The 11,996-nt window shown below is 68.0% G+C and carries 16 protein-coding genes; 6 read left to right on the top strand and 10 right to left on the bottom strand.

Annotated features, from left to right (window positions below; all coding sequences use genetic code 11):
* The first annotated feature begins 8 nt into the window (after positions 1-8).
* On the top strand, positions 9-3,143 hold the full coding sequence (locus ACFOPH_RS02190; RefSeq protein WP_379733180.1) for an efflux RND transporter permease subunit: 3,135 nt from the start codon (positions 9-11) through the stop codon (positions 3,141-3,143).
* Here the strand turns inward: ACFOPH_RS02190 and ACFOPH_RS02195 are convergent.
* From ACFOPH_RS02195 to ACFOPH_RS02210, 4 genes are all read right to left on the bottom strand, one after another.
* The gene (locus ACFOPH_RS02195; protein ID WP_379733182.1) at positions 3,131-3,358 is read right to left on the bottom strand and encodes a hypothetical protein; all 228 of its coding nucleotides are present in this window, start codon (positions 3,356-3,358) and stop codon (positions 3,131-3,133) included. The two genes, ACFOPH_RS02190 and ACFOPH_RS02195, sit on opposite strands and share 13 nt — an antisense overlap.
* A gap of 138 nt (positions 3,359-3,496) precedes the next feature.
* Entirely contained in the window at positions 3,497-3,673 is a 177-nt protein-coding gene (locus ACFOPH_RS02200) for a DUF1289 domain-containing protein (protein ID WP_312552829.1), read from the bottom strand.
* Positions 3,674-3,677: 4 nt separating this feature from the next.
* Positions 3,678-3,953: a metal/formaldehyde-sensitive transcriptional repressor gene (locus ACFOPH_RS02205; protein WP_312552831.1), complete on the bottom strand. Its 276-nt coding sequence runs from the start codon at positions 3,951-3,953 to the stop codon at positions 3,678-3,680.
* A 150-nt stretch (positions 3,954-4,103) separates the two neighbouring features.
* The gene (locus ACFOPH_RS02210; protein ID WP_312552833.1) at positions 4,104-4,622 is read right to left on the bottom strand and encodes a YgjP-like metallopeptidase domain-containing protein; all 519 of its coding nucleotides are present in this window, start codon (positions 4,620-4,622) and stop codon (positions 4,104-4,106) included.
* Between the two features lie 146 nt (positions 4,623-4,768).
* On the opposite strand from ACFOPH_RS02210, the gene ACFOPH_RS02215 reads away from it, so the two are divergent.
* Entirely contained in the window at positions 4,769-5,107 is a 339-nt protein-coding gene (locus tag ACFOPH_RS02215; protein WP_379733185.1) for a four-helix bundle copper-binding protein, read from the top strand.
* A 148-nt stretch (positions 5,108-5,255) separates the two neighbouring features.
* On the opposite strand, the gene ACFOPH_RS02220 is transcribed toward ACFOPH_RS02215, so the two are convergent.
* The 4 genes from ACFOPH_RS02220 to ACFOPH_RS02235 all read right to left on the bottom strand — a co-directional run bounded on the left by ACFOPH_RS02220 (position 5,256) and on the right by ACFOPH_RS02235 (position 8,021).
* Entirely contained in the window at positions 5,256-5,615 is a 360-nt protein-coding gene (locus ACFOPH_RS02220) for a KGG domain-containing protein (RefSeq protein WP_312552835.1), read from the bottom strand.
* A gap of 205 nt (positions 5,616-5,820) precedes the next feature.
* Positions 5,821-6,378: a hemerythrin domain-containing protein gene (locus ACFOPH_RS02225; protein WP_379733187.1), complete on the bottom strand. Its 558-nt coding sequence runs from the start codon at positions 6,376-6,378 to the stop codon at positions 5,821-5,823.
* 27 nt (positions 6,379-6,405) lie between these two features.
* Positions 6,406-6,822, bottom strand: coding sequence for a phasin family protein (locus tag ACFOPH_RS02230; RefSeq protein ID WP_379733189.1), 417 nt, complete (start codon positions 6,820-6,822; stop codon positions 6,406-6,408).
* 173 nt (positions 6,823-6,995) lie between these two features.
* Positions 6,996-8,021 carry an NADP-dependent oxidoreductase gene (locus tag ACFOPH_RS02235; RefSeq protein WP_379733191.1) on the bottom strand — a complete coding sequence of 342 codons (1,026 nt, stop codon included), beginning with the start codon at positions 8,019-8,021 and terminating at the stop codon, positions 6,996-6,998.
* 142 nt (positions 8,022-8,163) lie between these two features.
* Between ACFOPH_RS02235 and purU the strand changes: the two genes are divergently transcribed.
* From purU to ACFOPH_RS02250, 3 genes are read left to right on the top strand one after another with little or no spacing between them, the layout of a single operon-like run.
* Entirely contained in the window at positions 8,164-9,033 is an 870-nt protein-coding gene (purU, locus tag ACFOPH_RS02240; protein ID WP_379733193.1) for a formyltetrahydrofolate deformylase, read from the top strand.
* Between the two features lie 29 nt (positions 9,034-9,062).
* Positions 9,063-9,605, top strand: a complete 543-nt coding sequence (locus ACFOPH_RS02245; protein ID WP_379733195.1) for a YaeQ family protein — start codon at positions 9,063-9,065, stop codon at positions 9,603-9,605.
* Between the two features lie 49 nt (positions 9,606-9,654).
* Positions 9,655-10,140, top strand: a complete 486-nt coding sequence (locus ACFOPH_RS02250; RefSeq protein ID WP_379733197.1) for a copper chaperone PCu(A)C — start codon at positions 9,655-9,657, stop codon at positions 10,138-10,140.
* Between the two features lie 239 nt (positions 10,141-10,379).
* Here the strand turns inward: ACFOPH_RS02250 and ACFOPH_RS02255 are convergent, their stop codons facing one another.
* Together ACFOPH_RS02255 and ACFOPH_RS02260 are read right to left on the bottom strand one after the other, a co-directional pair.
* On the bottom strand, positions 10,380-11,159 hold the full coding sequence (locus tag ACFOPH_RS02255) for a head GIN domain-containing protein (protein WP_379733199.1): 780 nt from the start codon (positions 11,157-11,159) through the stop codon (positions 10,380-10,382).
* 140 nt (positions 11,160-11,299) lie between these two features.
* Positions 11,300-11,461, bottom strand: coding sequence for a hypothetical protein (locus ACFOPH_RS02260; RefSeq protein ID WP_379733201.1), 162 nt, complete (start codon positions 11,459-11,461; stop codon positions 11,300-11,302).
* Between ACFOPH_RS02260 and ACFOPH_RS02265 the strand changes: the two genes are divergently transcribed.
* On the top strand, positions 11,460-11,933 hold the full coding sequence (locus ACFOPH_RS02265) for a DMT family transporter (protein WP_312553814.1): 474 nt from the start codon (positions 11,460-11,462) through the stop codon (positions 11,931-11,933). The two genes, ACFOPH_RS02260 and ACFOPH_RS02265, sit on opposite strands and share 2 nt — an antisense overlap.
* The last annotated feature ends 63 nt before the right edge of the window (positions 11,934-11,996 follow it).

Consider the following 11,996-nt stretch of genomic DNA (forward strand, 5'->3'; position numbering starts at 1 on the left):
GAGCCGCCATGTTCGACCGACTCATTGGCTTTGTCATCGCCCGCCGCTGGCTGGTGATCTTCGCCGTGCTCTGCCTGGGCGGCCTGGGCGTCTACAGCTATGGACGCCTGCCGATCGACGCCGTGCCCGACATCACCAACGTCCAGGTGCAGGTCAACACCGCCGCACCGGGCTATTCGCCGCTCGAAGTCGAGCAGCGCATCACCTTCCCGATCGAGACCGTGATGAACGGCCTGCCGGGCCTGGAGCAGACCCGCTCGCTGTCGAAGTACGGGCTGTCCCAGGTCACCGTGGTGTTCGAGGACGGCACCGACATCTGGTTCGCGCGCCAGCTGGTGAGCGAACGCCTGCAGGGCGCGCGCGCCGCGCTGCCCGCGAACGTGGAGCCGGCCATGGGGCCGACCGCCACCGGCCTGGGCGAAATCTTCTACTGGACCGTGGAAGCGAAGGAGGGCGCACGCAAGCCCGACGGCACGCCCTACACGCCGATGGACCTGCGCGAGATCCAGGACTGGATCGTGGCGCCCCAGCTGCGCGGCGTGCCGGGCGTGACCGAGGTGAACACCATCGGCGGCTACCTGAAGGAATACCTGGTGGCGCCTGACATGGACCGGCTGGCGGCGCACGGCCTGTCGCTGGAGGTCCTGGTCAAGGCGATCGACCGCAACAACGCCAACGCCGGCGCCGGCTACATCGAGCGCGGCGGCGAGCAGTTCGTGGTGCGCACGCCCGGCCAGGTGAAGTCGCTGGACGAGATCCGCAACATCGTGCTCGACGTGGCCGGCGGCGCCCCGGTCCGGGTGCGCGACGTCGCCGACGTCGAGTTCGGGCGCGAGCTGCGCACCGGCGCGGCCACCGAGAACGGCCGCGAAGTCGTGCTCGGCGCGGTCTTCATGCTGATCGGCGAGAACAGCCGCGCGGTGGCGGAAAGCGCGCGCCGCAAGCTGGAGCAGGTGAACCGTTCGCTGCCGCCCGGCGTGCAGGCGCTGCCGGTCTACGACCGCTCGGTGCTGGTCAACAAGGCGATCGCCACCGTGCGCACCAACCTGGTCGAGGGCGCGCTGCTGGTGGTGGCGATTCTCTTCCTCTTCCTCGGCAACCTGCGCGCCGCCCTGATCACGGCGCTGGTGATCCCTTTGAGCATGCTGATGGTCTTTACCGGCATGGTCGAGGCCGGGGTCAGCGCCAACCTGATGAGCCTGGGCGCGCTCGACTTCGGCATCATCGTCGACGGCGCCGTGGTCATCGTCGAGAACTGCATCCGCCGCCTCGGGCTGGCCCAGGCCGCGGCCGGCCGTTCGCTCACGCGCGAGGAGCGCTTCGCCGAGGTGGCGCTGGCGGCGGCCGAGGCGCGCCGGCCGCTGCTGTTCGGCCAGCTGATCATCATGACGGTCTACCTGCCGATCTTCGCGCTGTCGGGCATCGAGGGCCGCATGTTCCACCCGATGGCGATCACGGTGGTGCTGGCGCTGGCGGCGGCGACGATCCTGTCGGTGACCTTCGTGCCGGCGGCGGTGGCGCTGTTCGTCACGAAAGCCGTGCCGGAGCACGAAAATCGGCTGATGGACAGGGCGCGCGCCGGATACCGGCGCCTGCTCGACGGGGTGCTGCGCAACCGCCCGGTGGCGCTCGGCTTTGCCTTGCTGAGCGTGCTGCTGAGCCTCCTGCTCGCAACCCGGCTGGGAACGGAGTTCGCGCCGAACCTGGACGAGGGCGACATCGCGGTGCTGACCGTGCGTATCCCCGGCACCAGCCTGTCGCAGTCGGTGGCGATGCAGCAGCGCCTGGAAGCCGCGCTATTGAAGGAGTTCCCCGAGATCGAGCGCATGTTCGCCCGCGTCGGCACCTCCGAGGTGGCGACCGACCCGATGCCGCCGAACGCGGCCGACAGCTACATCATGCTGCGCCCGCGCAGCGCGTGGCCGAAGCCGCGCAAAACGCATGCCGAGCTGGTGCAGGCGATCACCGAGGCGGCCGGGCGCGTCCCGGGCAACAGCTACGAGTTCTCGCAGCCGATCCAGCTGCGCTTTAACGAGCTGATCTCGGGCGTGCGCAGCGACGTCGCGGTCAAGGTGTTCGGCGACGACACCGAAGCGATGATGGCCACCGCCCAGCAGGTCGCGCGCGTGCTGGGCAAGGTCGCGGGTGCGGCGGAGGTGAAGGTCGAGCAGGTGGAGGGCCTGCCGGCGCTGACCCTGGACGTCGACCGGATCAAGGCCGCGCGCTACGGCCTGAACGTGGCCGACGTGCAGGAAGCCTTCGGCACCCTGGTCGGCGGGCGCGACGTCGGCATGGTGTTCGAGGGCGACCGCCGCTTCGCGATCACGGTGCGCCTGCCCGAGGGCCTGCGCAACGACGTCGACAGCCTGCGCCAGCTGCCGATCGCCCTGCCGGCCGTGGACGGACGCGCGGCCAGCATCCCGCTGTCGGAAATCGCGACCTTGCGCTTCGTGCCGGAGGCGAACCAGATCAGCCGCGAGAACGGCAAGCGGCGCGTGGTGGTCACCGCCAACGTGCGCGGGCGCGACCTCGGCTCCTTTGTCGGCGACCTGGAACGCGAGCTGGCGGCGGTGAAGCTGCCGGCCGGGACCTGGCTGAGCCTGGGCGGACAGTTCGAGAACCTGCAGGCGGCAAGCAAGCGCCTGGGGCTGGTGATCCCGGCCGCGCTGGCCCTGGTGTTCGCGCTGCTCTACCTGATGTTCAACAGCCTGAAGGACGGGCTGCTGGTGTTCAGCGGCATCCCCTTCGCCATGACCGGCGGCGTGCTGGCCCTGTGGCTGCGCGGCCTGCCGCTGTCGATCTCGGCGGCGGTCGGCTTCATCGCGCTCTCGGGCGTGGCCGTGCTCAACGGGCTGGTGATGATGTCCTTCGTGCGCGCGCTGCGCGAGCAGGGAATGGGGGCCGAGCAGGCCATGCGCGAAGGCGCCGAGGCGCGCCTGCGCGCGGTCCTGATGACGGCGCTGGTGGCCTCGCTCGGCTTCCTGCCGATGGCGCTGGCGACCAGCACCGGGGCCGAGGTGCAAAGGCCGCTGGCGACGGTGGTCATCGGCGGCATCCTGTCGTCGACGGCGCTGACGCTGTTGATCCTGCCGGCGCTGTACACCTGGGCGCACGGCGCGGGCCGGCGGCTTTATCCGCGCTGATGGACCTCGATGGTCGCATGCACGATCTCATCATGCACCGCGCGCCGCTCGCGGATCCGGCCAGCGCCGAGAGTGGGGTCGCTCGTGACCACGCCCAGGGCATAGGCATAGGACGCGCGGCCAACGCGCCAGACGTGCAGGTCGACGATGCGGGTGGCGCCATCCGCGTCGTCTTCCACGACTTCGCGGATCTCGGCCACGACCGGCGCGTCCATTCGCGGTCGAGCCAGGCCCAGCCGAAGAACAGGCCGCCGAACAGCGCGGCAATGGCCAGCACCGAGGTGGCGGCATCGGCGATCACGTGCACGTGAGCCGCTTCAGGTTCAGGTCGTGATGATGGTGGGGTGGGGCGTTTATTTGCCGGCCAGCTTCTTCTCGCGGCGCGTGCGTTCGTTGATGACCTGGTGGCGCCGGTGGTCGGTCATCTTCTTCCATTCGCGCGCTTCGAGCCGGGTGCGCAGGCAGCCGGTGCAAAAGCCGGTGCGGCCGTCGAAGCTGCACAGCGCGATGCAGGGGGACTTGGCTGCCATCGCGCTATTTGAGGTAGCTGCGCACGACCTCGACCAGCTCCTCGGCGCCGCGCGTACGTTCGTCGTCGGCCAGCGCCGGGCTGGCCACGTGCTCGCGGATGTGGTCCTCGATGACGCCGGCCATCAGGCCGTTCATGCCGCCCCGGGCGGCCGCCAGCAGATGCAGGATCTCGGCGCAGTCGTGTTCGCCCTCGAGGGCGCGCTCGACGGCTTCCAGCTGGCCGCGGATGCGGCGTACCCGGTTCAGCAATTTCGTTTTTTCGCGTGCGGTGTGGCCCATGTTCTCTCCTGTACGGCCATCACAGCATAGGGGGTAGAGTATATGCGGGGGGCTGGGCACCTGCATGTTCCCTGAGGTGGAATGTGAACGCGGCCCGGACGCTGTCGACCGGGCTTCAGCGCGCCTGGGGGACGCGGTTCCTGGCGCCGCTCAGGCCTCGACCGCCCACAGCCGCTCGCCGGTGTGCTCCATGTGCGTCAGGTAGAGCCGCAGGTCGAGCTCGAACTGGTGGTAGTGCGGCTCCATCCAGCAGCACAGCTTGTAGAAGGCCTTGTCGTGCTGCTTTTCCTTCAGGTGGGCCAGCTCGTGCACGGCGATCATGCGCAGGAATTCGAGGGGCGCGTCGCGGAACACGCTGGCGATGCGGATCTCGTGCTTGGCCTTGAGCTTGCTGCCCTGGACGCGGGAGATCGCCGTGTGCAGGCCGAGCGCGTGCTGGACCACGTGGATCTTGCTGTCGTAGGCGACCTTCGAGACCGGCTCGGCGTTGCGCAGGTAGTCATCCTTCAGGTCCTGCACGTAATCGTAGAGCGCGCGGTCGGTGCGCAGGCCGTGGGCGCGCGGGTAGCGCGCGCGCAGCAGTGCGCCCAGGCGGTTTTCGCCGAGCAGGTCGGCGGCCTGGCGGCGCAGCTGTTCGGGATAGGCGGTCAAGTACTTGAGCTCTTGCATAAGGCCGGGAATGTACCACAGGCGCCCCGGTCTTGCCCCCGTCGCCTCCGCGCCGCATGGGCGAATCGTTGCCCCATGCGTGCGCCGCCCTGCGCGGGCCGGCCCTATCCTGTTTTCTTCGACCAGCCGACATGAGGAGAACAAGGATGAAACTCGATGACTTCCAAAGCTGTATCGACGCTTGCAACGCCTGCGCCATGGCCTGCGACAACTGTGCGGCGTCCTGCCTGCGGGAGGAGGACGTGAAGATGATGGCGCGCTGCATCGCCCTCGACATGGATTGCAGCCAGGTGTGCCGGCTGGCGGCCGGCGTGATGGCGCGCGCCAGCGAGAACGCGGCCGCGGTGTGCCGCCTGTGCGCCGTGCTCTGCCGCGCCTGCGCCGAGGAATGCGGGAAACACCAGATGGACCATTGCCAGCAGTGCGCCGCCGCTTGCCGCCGCTGTGCCGAGGAATGCGAACGGATGGCGAGCGCGTCGCAATGACGTCGTGCGCCGCCGGCGCGTAGGCTCCGCGGCCACCGGGCCGCGCAGGAAGGAACAAGAGGGAAGGATGGGGCTGAGACATGCAACCCGGCCGGATGCGCCTGGGCGGTCCAGGCCGGGTCGGCGGTGCAGGCCGTAGGGCCTGCGCCTACTGCTCCTTGCCCCCCTGGCGGTTGCCTGCCGCCGTCTTGGCAGCTGCGGCCGCGCGGTTTGCAGACTGCCGGCTTTCGCCGCCCTTGCGGCCGATGTCGGCCATGTGTGCACGGTTGCGGCTCACCGCCTCACCGCCTTTCTGGCCGGCGCGGCGCGCTTCTTCGGAATCGAATTCATGCGCCGTGCCCTTCTGGTGGGCGGCCTGGCCGCCCTTGCTGGCGATTTCGCGCTGCTGGTTCTGGTCCATCGCCGCGAAGCCGCGTTTGGCGGGACCGCTGCCACTGCCGCTGCCGCTCTTCTGCGCGCTGCCGCCGGAGCTGCCCGCGCTCTTGCCGCTCTCCTTACTCGTCGCCATGTCGCTCTCCTGGTTGCCCTGCACGTAAGTGGAAAGGAGGAGCCCCGTCCGGCAGGCTCCAAGCGCAGCATTGCCGCGCTCGTGCGGTTAGAGACACGGCCGGTATGTTAGTTCCTTCAGCTTGCTGCACGCGGTGCGCACGGGATGCGCGCGATGGTGCGCGACGGCGCATCGCATCGCGCGCGGGATCAAACGGCACGCGCTCTCAGTCGGGCGCGCGCGGCGGCAGGCGCATGCCCTCGTGCGGCTCCATCGCGTCGATCGCGCCGGGCGGGCTGTCGTCGAGGTCCTCGTCGAGCTCGCGGCGCCTGGCCTCGATCCGCCGCGCCAGCGCCGCCAGGTCGATGCCGGAGGCGCGCGCCGCCTCGAAGATCTCGCCTTCCTCGCGCGCCATGTGGTGCTCCACTTCCTCGGCCAGCACGGCGACGGTGGCCTCGAAGTGCTCGTCGCCGGGGTACAGGGTCTCGAGCTGGCTGACCAGCTCGCGCACGCCGGCATGCTCGACCTCGGCCTCGTCGATCATCTCGTCGTCGTCCTCGCCCGCCGCGCGCAGCAGCGGGTAGAACAGTTCTTCCTCGACGATCGCGTGCAGCGTCAGTTCGTAGCAGATGTCGTCGACCAGGTCGGCTACGTGTTCCTCTTCTTCCTCGATGCCGCGCACGCGCTCGAATTCCAGGAACAGCTGGCGGACCCTGTCGTGTTCGCGGCGCAGCAGCGCAAGCGCGTCTGCCGCCCCGTCCTGGCGTTTGCCTGGGGATGCCATCGGAACCTCCGTTCGGTCGGGAGCCGCTCAGGCGGGAGCGTGCACGGCCTGGCCGCCGGCGCCGCCGGCGCCGCCCGCGCCGCCGCGCATGAAGTCGCCGGCGCCGCGCGCGGCCTGCCAGCTGCCGTTGTTGGCGTCGCGCGCCAGGGCCGCGCCGCCCGAGCTGAGCACCTGCATCAGAGCGCTCTGCCAGGCGCGCCAGTGTTCGGCGGCCGGCTGCGATTCGCGCATCGCCACCGCGCCCATCTGGAAGGGGTCCTGGCAGGCGGCCAGGGCGCGGCCGAGCTTGACGCTGTCGTCCATCAGCTGGCGCATCATGCGCAGGTTCAGTTCGCCGAGCTGGCCCAGGGCTTCGGTGGCGTGGCGCTGCATCTGGGTGATGAGGTCGACCTGGGCTGCGAGCTGGGCGTGCATGGCGGGGTCGGTGTTGGGGAAGGCTTGCATGGTGTCCTCGGCGTGAGCGGTGGATGGTGGAAGAATTGGAAAAATCCCTTCGATCCCTCCCGGCAGCTTGCCGGCAGGGGTCGAAGGTGCATCGCAAGTAGACGCTCTCCAACCGCGCAAGTTCAAGGAAAATGCACCCGCCTCGAAACGAATCAAGGCAGGTGCGGATGGACTCAGGCGTCGGCTACTTTCAACACCAGCTTGCCGAGGTTCTTGCCCTCGAACAGCATGTTCAGGGCGGACGGGAAGTTCTCGAAGCCTTCGACGACGTGTTCCTTGGCCTTGAAGCTGCCTTCCTTCATCCAGCGTGCGATGCTCGCCACGCCTTCCGGGTAGCGCGCGGCATAGTCGGTGACCAGCATGCCTTCCATGCGCGCGCGGTTGACCAGCAGCGACATGTAGTTGGACGGGCCCTTGACCGCGCCCGTCGCGTTGTACTGCGAGATGGCGCCGCAGATGACGATGCGCGCCTTCATGTTGATGCGGGTGAGGACGGCATCGAGGATCTCGCCGCCGACGTTGTCGAAATAGACGTCCACGCCCTGCGGGCAGTGTTCCTTCAGCGCCGCGTTCACGGGGCCGGCCTTATAGTCGATGCAGGCGTCGAAGCCGAGTTCCTCGACCACGAAGCGGCATTTGTCGGCGCCGCCGGCGATGCCGACCACGCGGCAACCCATGTTGCGCGCGACCTGGCCGACCGTCATGCCGACCGCGCCGGCCGCACCCGACACCACCACCGTCTCGCCCGGCTTCGGCTGGCCGACGTCGAGCAGGCCGAAATAGGCGGTCATGCCCGGCATGCCGAGCGCGTTGAGCCAGGTCGGCAGCGGGGCGAGCGCCGGGTCGACCTTCGCCAGCATGGCGCCGCGGTCGTCGGCCGGGCCGCTCCAGTAGCGCTGCACGCCCATCACGCCCATCACGGTGTCGCCGGCGGCGAACTTCGGCGACTTCGATTCCTCGACGATGCCGATGCCGCCGGCGCGCATCACTTCGCCGATGGCCACCGGACGCACGTAGGATTTGCCTTCGTTCATCCAGCCGCGCATGGCCGGGTCGAGCGAGAGGTAGAGCAGCTTGACGCGTACGTCGCCCTCGTTCAGGTCGGGCAGTGCCGGCGCGGCGCGCTGCCAGTCGCTCTCCTTGGGCAGGCCGACGGGGCGGGCGGCGAGCAGGAACTGGTCGTTCGTGGCTTGGGTCATCGTGTGTCTCCGTTCAGGTTGTGGGGTTGGGTCAGGCCTGGATACTATACAGAAAAAACACGGTCGTGCGTTTTCTCGCGTGGCTGTTTTTGCGAGCGCATGCGACAATGATCCGCCCCGAAACTACGACGAGTTGGCCGCCATGACGCACCCGGAATACATCCTCACCCTGTCCTGCCATGACCAGCGCGGCATCGTGCTGCGCGTGGCGGGTTTCCTGGCCGAGCACGGCTGCAACATCATCGACTCGGCCCAGTTCGGCGATCCGGAGTCGCAACTGTTCTTCATGCGCGTGCACTTCGCGGCCGAGGACCCGGGCGTGAGCGACGCCGACCTGCGCGGCGCGTTTGCCGCCTTCTGCGAAACCGGCGCCATGCGCGGCCAGCTGCACGACGCCCATGCCAAGCCGCGCGTGCTGATCATGGTGTCGAAGATCGGCCACTGCCTGAACGATTTGCTGTTCCGCTACAAGAGCGGGCTGCTGCCGGTCGAGATTCCGGCGATCGTCTCGAACCACATGGACTTCTACCAGCTCGCGGCAAGTTACAATATCCCGTTTCACCACCTGCCGCTGGCCACCGGGGCGGGCGACGAAGCCAAGCTGGCGCAGGAAGCGCGCATCGTCGAGCTGCTCGACATGCACAAGGTGGACCTGGTGGTGCTGGCGCGCTACATGCAGATCCTGTCGCCGGGGCTGTGCGATGCCTTGCAGGGCAGGGCGATCAACATCCACCATTCCTTCCTGCCGAGCTTCAAGGGCGCGCGCCCGTATGCCCAGGCACACCGGCGCGGCGTCAAGCTGATCGGGGCCACCGCCCACTTCGTCACGGGCGACCTCGACGAAGGCCCGATCATCGAGCAGGACGTCGAGCGGGTGGACCACGCGATGACGGTCGAGGAACTGACCGCCATCGGGCGCGACGTCGAATGCGTGGTGCTGGCGCGGGCGGTGAAGTGGTTCGTGGAACACCGCATTTTGCAGAATGGCGACCGTACGGTGGTCTTTAAATAACAATTCAGAAATCAAGGCAACAAGCATCAATGGCGCTGAAAGCAACCATCTACAAGGCAGACCTGCAGATCGCGGACATGGACCGCAACTATTACGCGGAGCACGGGCTCACCATCGCCCGCCATCCTTCCGAGACCGACGAGCGCGTGATGATCCGCGTGCTCGCCTTTGCGCTGCACGCGTCCGATTCGCTGGCCTTTACCAAGGGCCTGTTCGACACCGACGAGCCCGACCTGTGGCAGAAGGACCTGACCGGCGCCATCCATACCTGGATCGAAGTCGGCCAGCCGGACGAGAAGCGCCTCCTGAAGGCCTGCGGCCGCGCCGAGCACGTCTACGTGTACAGCTACAGCGCCACCAGCCACATCTGGTGGAATGGCATCGCCAACAAGCTCGAGCGCGCGCGCAACCTCACCGTGATCAACATCCCTGCCGAGGCCAGCGCCCAGCTCGAAAAGCTGGCCAAGCGCTCGATGCAGCTGCAGTGCACGATCCAGGACGGCCAGCTGTGGCTGACCGACAGCGTCGACACCGTGCTGGTCGAGCGCGAGACGGTCAAGGCCGCGGCCTGAGCCGCAGTTTCGCTATAATCCTCTGTCATCCATTTCGCGTTTGCCGACCATGAAGCCTACCCTGTTTGCCTTGCTGGCCGCCGGCCTGTTTTCCACCGGCGCGCTGGCGCAAGTGACTGTCACCGACCCCTGGGTACGCGCCACGGTGCCGGCGGCGAAAAGCGCCGGCGCCTTCATGCAGCTGAAGTCGGCCAGCGCCACGCGCCTGGTCGGCGTGAGCACCCCGGTCGCGGGGCGCGCCGAAATCCACGAGATGGCGATGGAAAACAACACCATGCGCATGCGCGCCGTCGACGGCATCGACCTGCCGGCCGGCCAACCGGTGAACCTCGCCTCGGGCGGCTATCACCTGATGTTCTTCGACCTGAAGCGCCAGCTGAAGGAAGGCGAGACCGTGCCGGTCACGTTGGTCGTGCAGGACGCGGCGAAGAAGCGCAGCAGCGTGACGGTCGAGGCCCAGGTCAAGCCGCTGACCTATGTGGCGCCGGCCGCGCAGGGGCATGGCAGCGGCCACGGCCAGCATCAAGGGCATTGAGCGCCCGTCATAGCGAAGCTCTGAGGCGGCCTGAACTGTAGGGTGGGCACTCCGTGCCCACACGGACGCATGACTAGCGATACCGGTACGCGTTGAGACGGGAGCCGCGTTAAGGGCTGTGCGTCTCAAAGCGCCTCGCCCGCGCCGCCTCTCATGTTTGCGCCGCGGAGTGAATTGGCTCGGCTGCGAACTCCGGATGAACACGTACCGCGTGGGCACGGAGTGCCCACGCTACGTCATTAGCGCGGCGACGCGCCGATGCGCTTGACCTCGCCCGAACCCACCGTCGACTTGCTGACTTGCGGATCGCCGTAGTAATGCACGTCGCCCGAACCGGCGAGCGAGACGCTCAGACGCTCGCGCGGCCAGACCGTGGCGTCGCCCGAGCCGGCCAGCGACACGCTGGCGGTGGTGGCCTGGACCCGGCCCATGTCGACGTCGCCCGAGCCGCCGATCGAGACCGACACCTTGCCCACCGTGCCGCCCGCGACCTGGACGTCGCCGCTGCCGCCGAGCGAGACCGAGACCGTCTCGGCGTCGACGCCTTTCAGGTTGATCTTGCCCGAGCCGCCCAGGTCGAGGTCGAGGCGCCGTGCGCGCAGCGGGTCGGCGTCGATGCTGCCCGAGCCGCCGAGCGAGAGGCGCTCGATCGAGCGCGCCTGCACCACGACGCGGATCGCTTTCGACTGCAGGTTCAGGTTGCGCTTCGCTGGTCGGATGCGCAGCGTGCCACCGTCGACCACGGTTTCCAGCAGCGGCAGCAGGTTGTCGTCGGCTTCGATGGTCACGCCTTCGCTGTCGCCGATGCGCAGCTCGACGCGGGCCGGCACCGCCAGCGACAGGCCGGTGAAGCCGGACACCTGGCGCGCCTGCTTGACGATGCGGCCGCTGCCTTGTACCTGCTCGCTGCCCCAGGACCAGGTCGCGGCGCCGGCCTGGACGGCGACGCCCAGGCTGGCGGCGATGCAGGCGGCCAGCAGGGTGCGGCGGGCGATGGAATAGAAAGTGGGCTTGTTCATGTTCTTGTCCTCACGGTTGTCGATGGTGAGACTGTAGCGAAGCGCAGCCGCGCCTGCGCCCGCTTTGCGACGAACTGCAGGGAAACGGAACTGGAATGCAGTTGGAAAGGATGACACGCCGCCAGGCCCGACCGGCCTGGTCATCCGGGGCCATCGTCCAAAATGGTGCGTGGCAGCAACGCAAAGGCGCCGAAAACGGCTTCATCCGCCCCAAATTGGTGCGTTGCGGTGCACGGTGCTGCCACATCCACTACAATCTTGCCCTTTTTGTCTCCGGCCAGCCCGGAAAGGATGTGGATCATGAATGCGGCCCTGTTCGTACTGGCCTTTTGCGTAGGCCTCTTTATCTCGGTGCAGGCAGCCGTCAACAGCCAGCTGGCAAACGCCCTGCACGCCAATTCGGTGGTGGCGGCCTTTATTTCGTTCAGCGTCGGCACGATCGTGCTCGGAATCGCGGCCTTTGCCCGTGGCGGCGTCGGCGAAGCCTTCGGCGCGCTGGCCCAGCAGCCCCTGTGGAAGCTGACCGGCGGCCTGCTCGGCGCAGCCTTCGTCTTCGGCACGGTATTCCTGGCGCCCCGTATCGGCTTGCTGAACCTGGTGGTGCTGGTGATCGCCGGCCAGCTCATGATGTCGATGGCGATCGACAACTTCGGCCTGGTCCACATGGCGGTGCGCAAGGTCTCCAGCATCCGCATGGCCGGCGCCCTGGTGGTGGTGGCGGGCGTGGCGCTGACCCTGTTTGGCGACAGGATCGTTGCCGCCTTGGGACGCTGAATAATTTCTATCCAGCAGATGCAATTTCTGGCGAGCATGGTTTTATAATGGTCGGCATTGTCT

This window comes from Massilia haematophila, from assembly GCF_042647645.1.
Classification (GTDB): Bacteria; Pseudomonadota; Gammaproteobacteria; order Burkholderiales; family Burkholderiaceae_D; genus Telluria; species Telluria haematophila.

What these genes read in the sequence shown, in the direction of transcription:
- ACFOPH_RS02190 (WP_379733180.1), top strand. Translation starts at nt 9, where the DNA reads ATGTTCGACCGACTCATTGGCTTTGTCATCGCCCGCCGCTGGCTGGTG.
- ACFOPH_RS02195 (WP_379733182.1), bottom strand. Translation starts at nt 3,358, where the DNA reads ATGGACGCGCCGGTCGTGGCCGAGATCCGCGAAGTCGTGGAAGACGAC.
- ACFOPH_RS02200 (WP_312552829.1), bottom strand. Translation starts at nt 3,673, where the DNA reads ATGGCAGCCAAGTCCCCCTGCATCGCGCTGTGCAGCTTCGACGGCCGC.
- ACFOPH_RS02205 (WP_312552831.1), bottom strand. Translation starts at nt 3,953, where the DNA reads ATGGGCCACACCGCACGCGAAAAAACGAAATTGCTGAACCGGGTACGC.
- ACFOPH_RS02210 (WP_312552833.1), bottom strand. Translation starts at nt 4,622, where the DNA reads ATGCAAGAGCTCAAGTACTTGACCGCCTATCCCGAACAGCTGCGCCGC.
- ACFOPH_RS02215 (WP_379733185.1), top strand. Translation starts at nt 4,769, where the DNA reads ATGAAACTCGATGACTTCCAAAGCTGTATCGACGCTTGCAACGCCTGC.
- ACFOPH_RS02220 (WP_312552835.1), bottom strand. Translation starts at nt 5,615, where the DNA reads ATGGCGACGAGTAAGGAGAGCGGCAAGAGCGCGGGCAGCTCCGGCGGC.
- ACFOPH_RS02225 (WP_379733187.1), bottom strand. Translation starts at nt 6,378, where the DNA reads ATGGCATCCCCAGGCAAACGCCAGGACGGGGCGGCAGACGCGCTTGCG.
- ACFOPH_RS02230 (WP_379733189.1), bottom strand. Translation starts at nt 6,822, where the DNA reads ATGCAAGCCTTCCCCAACACCGACCCCGCCATGCACGCCCAGCTCGCA.
- ACFOPH_RS02235 (WP_379733191.1), bottom strand. Translation starts at nt 8,021, where the DNA reads ATGACCCAAGCCACGAACGACCAGTTCCTGCTCGCCGCCCGCCCCGTC.
- purU (WP_379733193.1), top strand. Translation starts at nt 8,164, where the DNA reads ATGACGCACCCGGAATACATCCTCACCCTGTCCTGCCATGACCAGCGC.
- ACFOPH_RS02245 (WP_379733195.1), top strand. Translation starts at nt 9,063, where the DNA reads ATGGCGCTGAAAGCAACCATCTACAAGGCAGACCTGCAGATCGCGGAC.
- ACFOPH_RS02250 (WP_379733197.1), top strand. Translation starts at nt 9,655, where the DNA reads ATGAAGCCTACCCTGTTTGCCTTGCTGGCCGCCGGCCTGTTTTCCACC.
- ACFOPH_RS02255 (WP_379733199.1), bottom strand. Translation starts at nt 11,159, where the DNA reads ATGAACAAGCCCACTTTCTATTCCATCGCCCGCCGCACCCTGCTGGCC.
- ACFOPH_RS02265 (WP_312553814.1), top strand. Translation starts at nt 11,460, where the DNA reads ATGAATGCGGCCCTGTTCGTACTGGCCTTTTGCGTAGGCCTCTTTATC.
- ACFOPH_RS02260 (WP_379733201.1), bottom strand. Translation starts at nt 11,461, where the DNA reads ATGATCCACATCCTTTCCGGGCTGGCCGGAGACAAAAAGGGCAAGATT.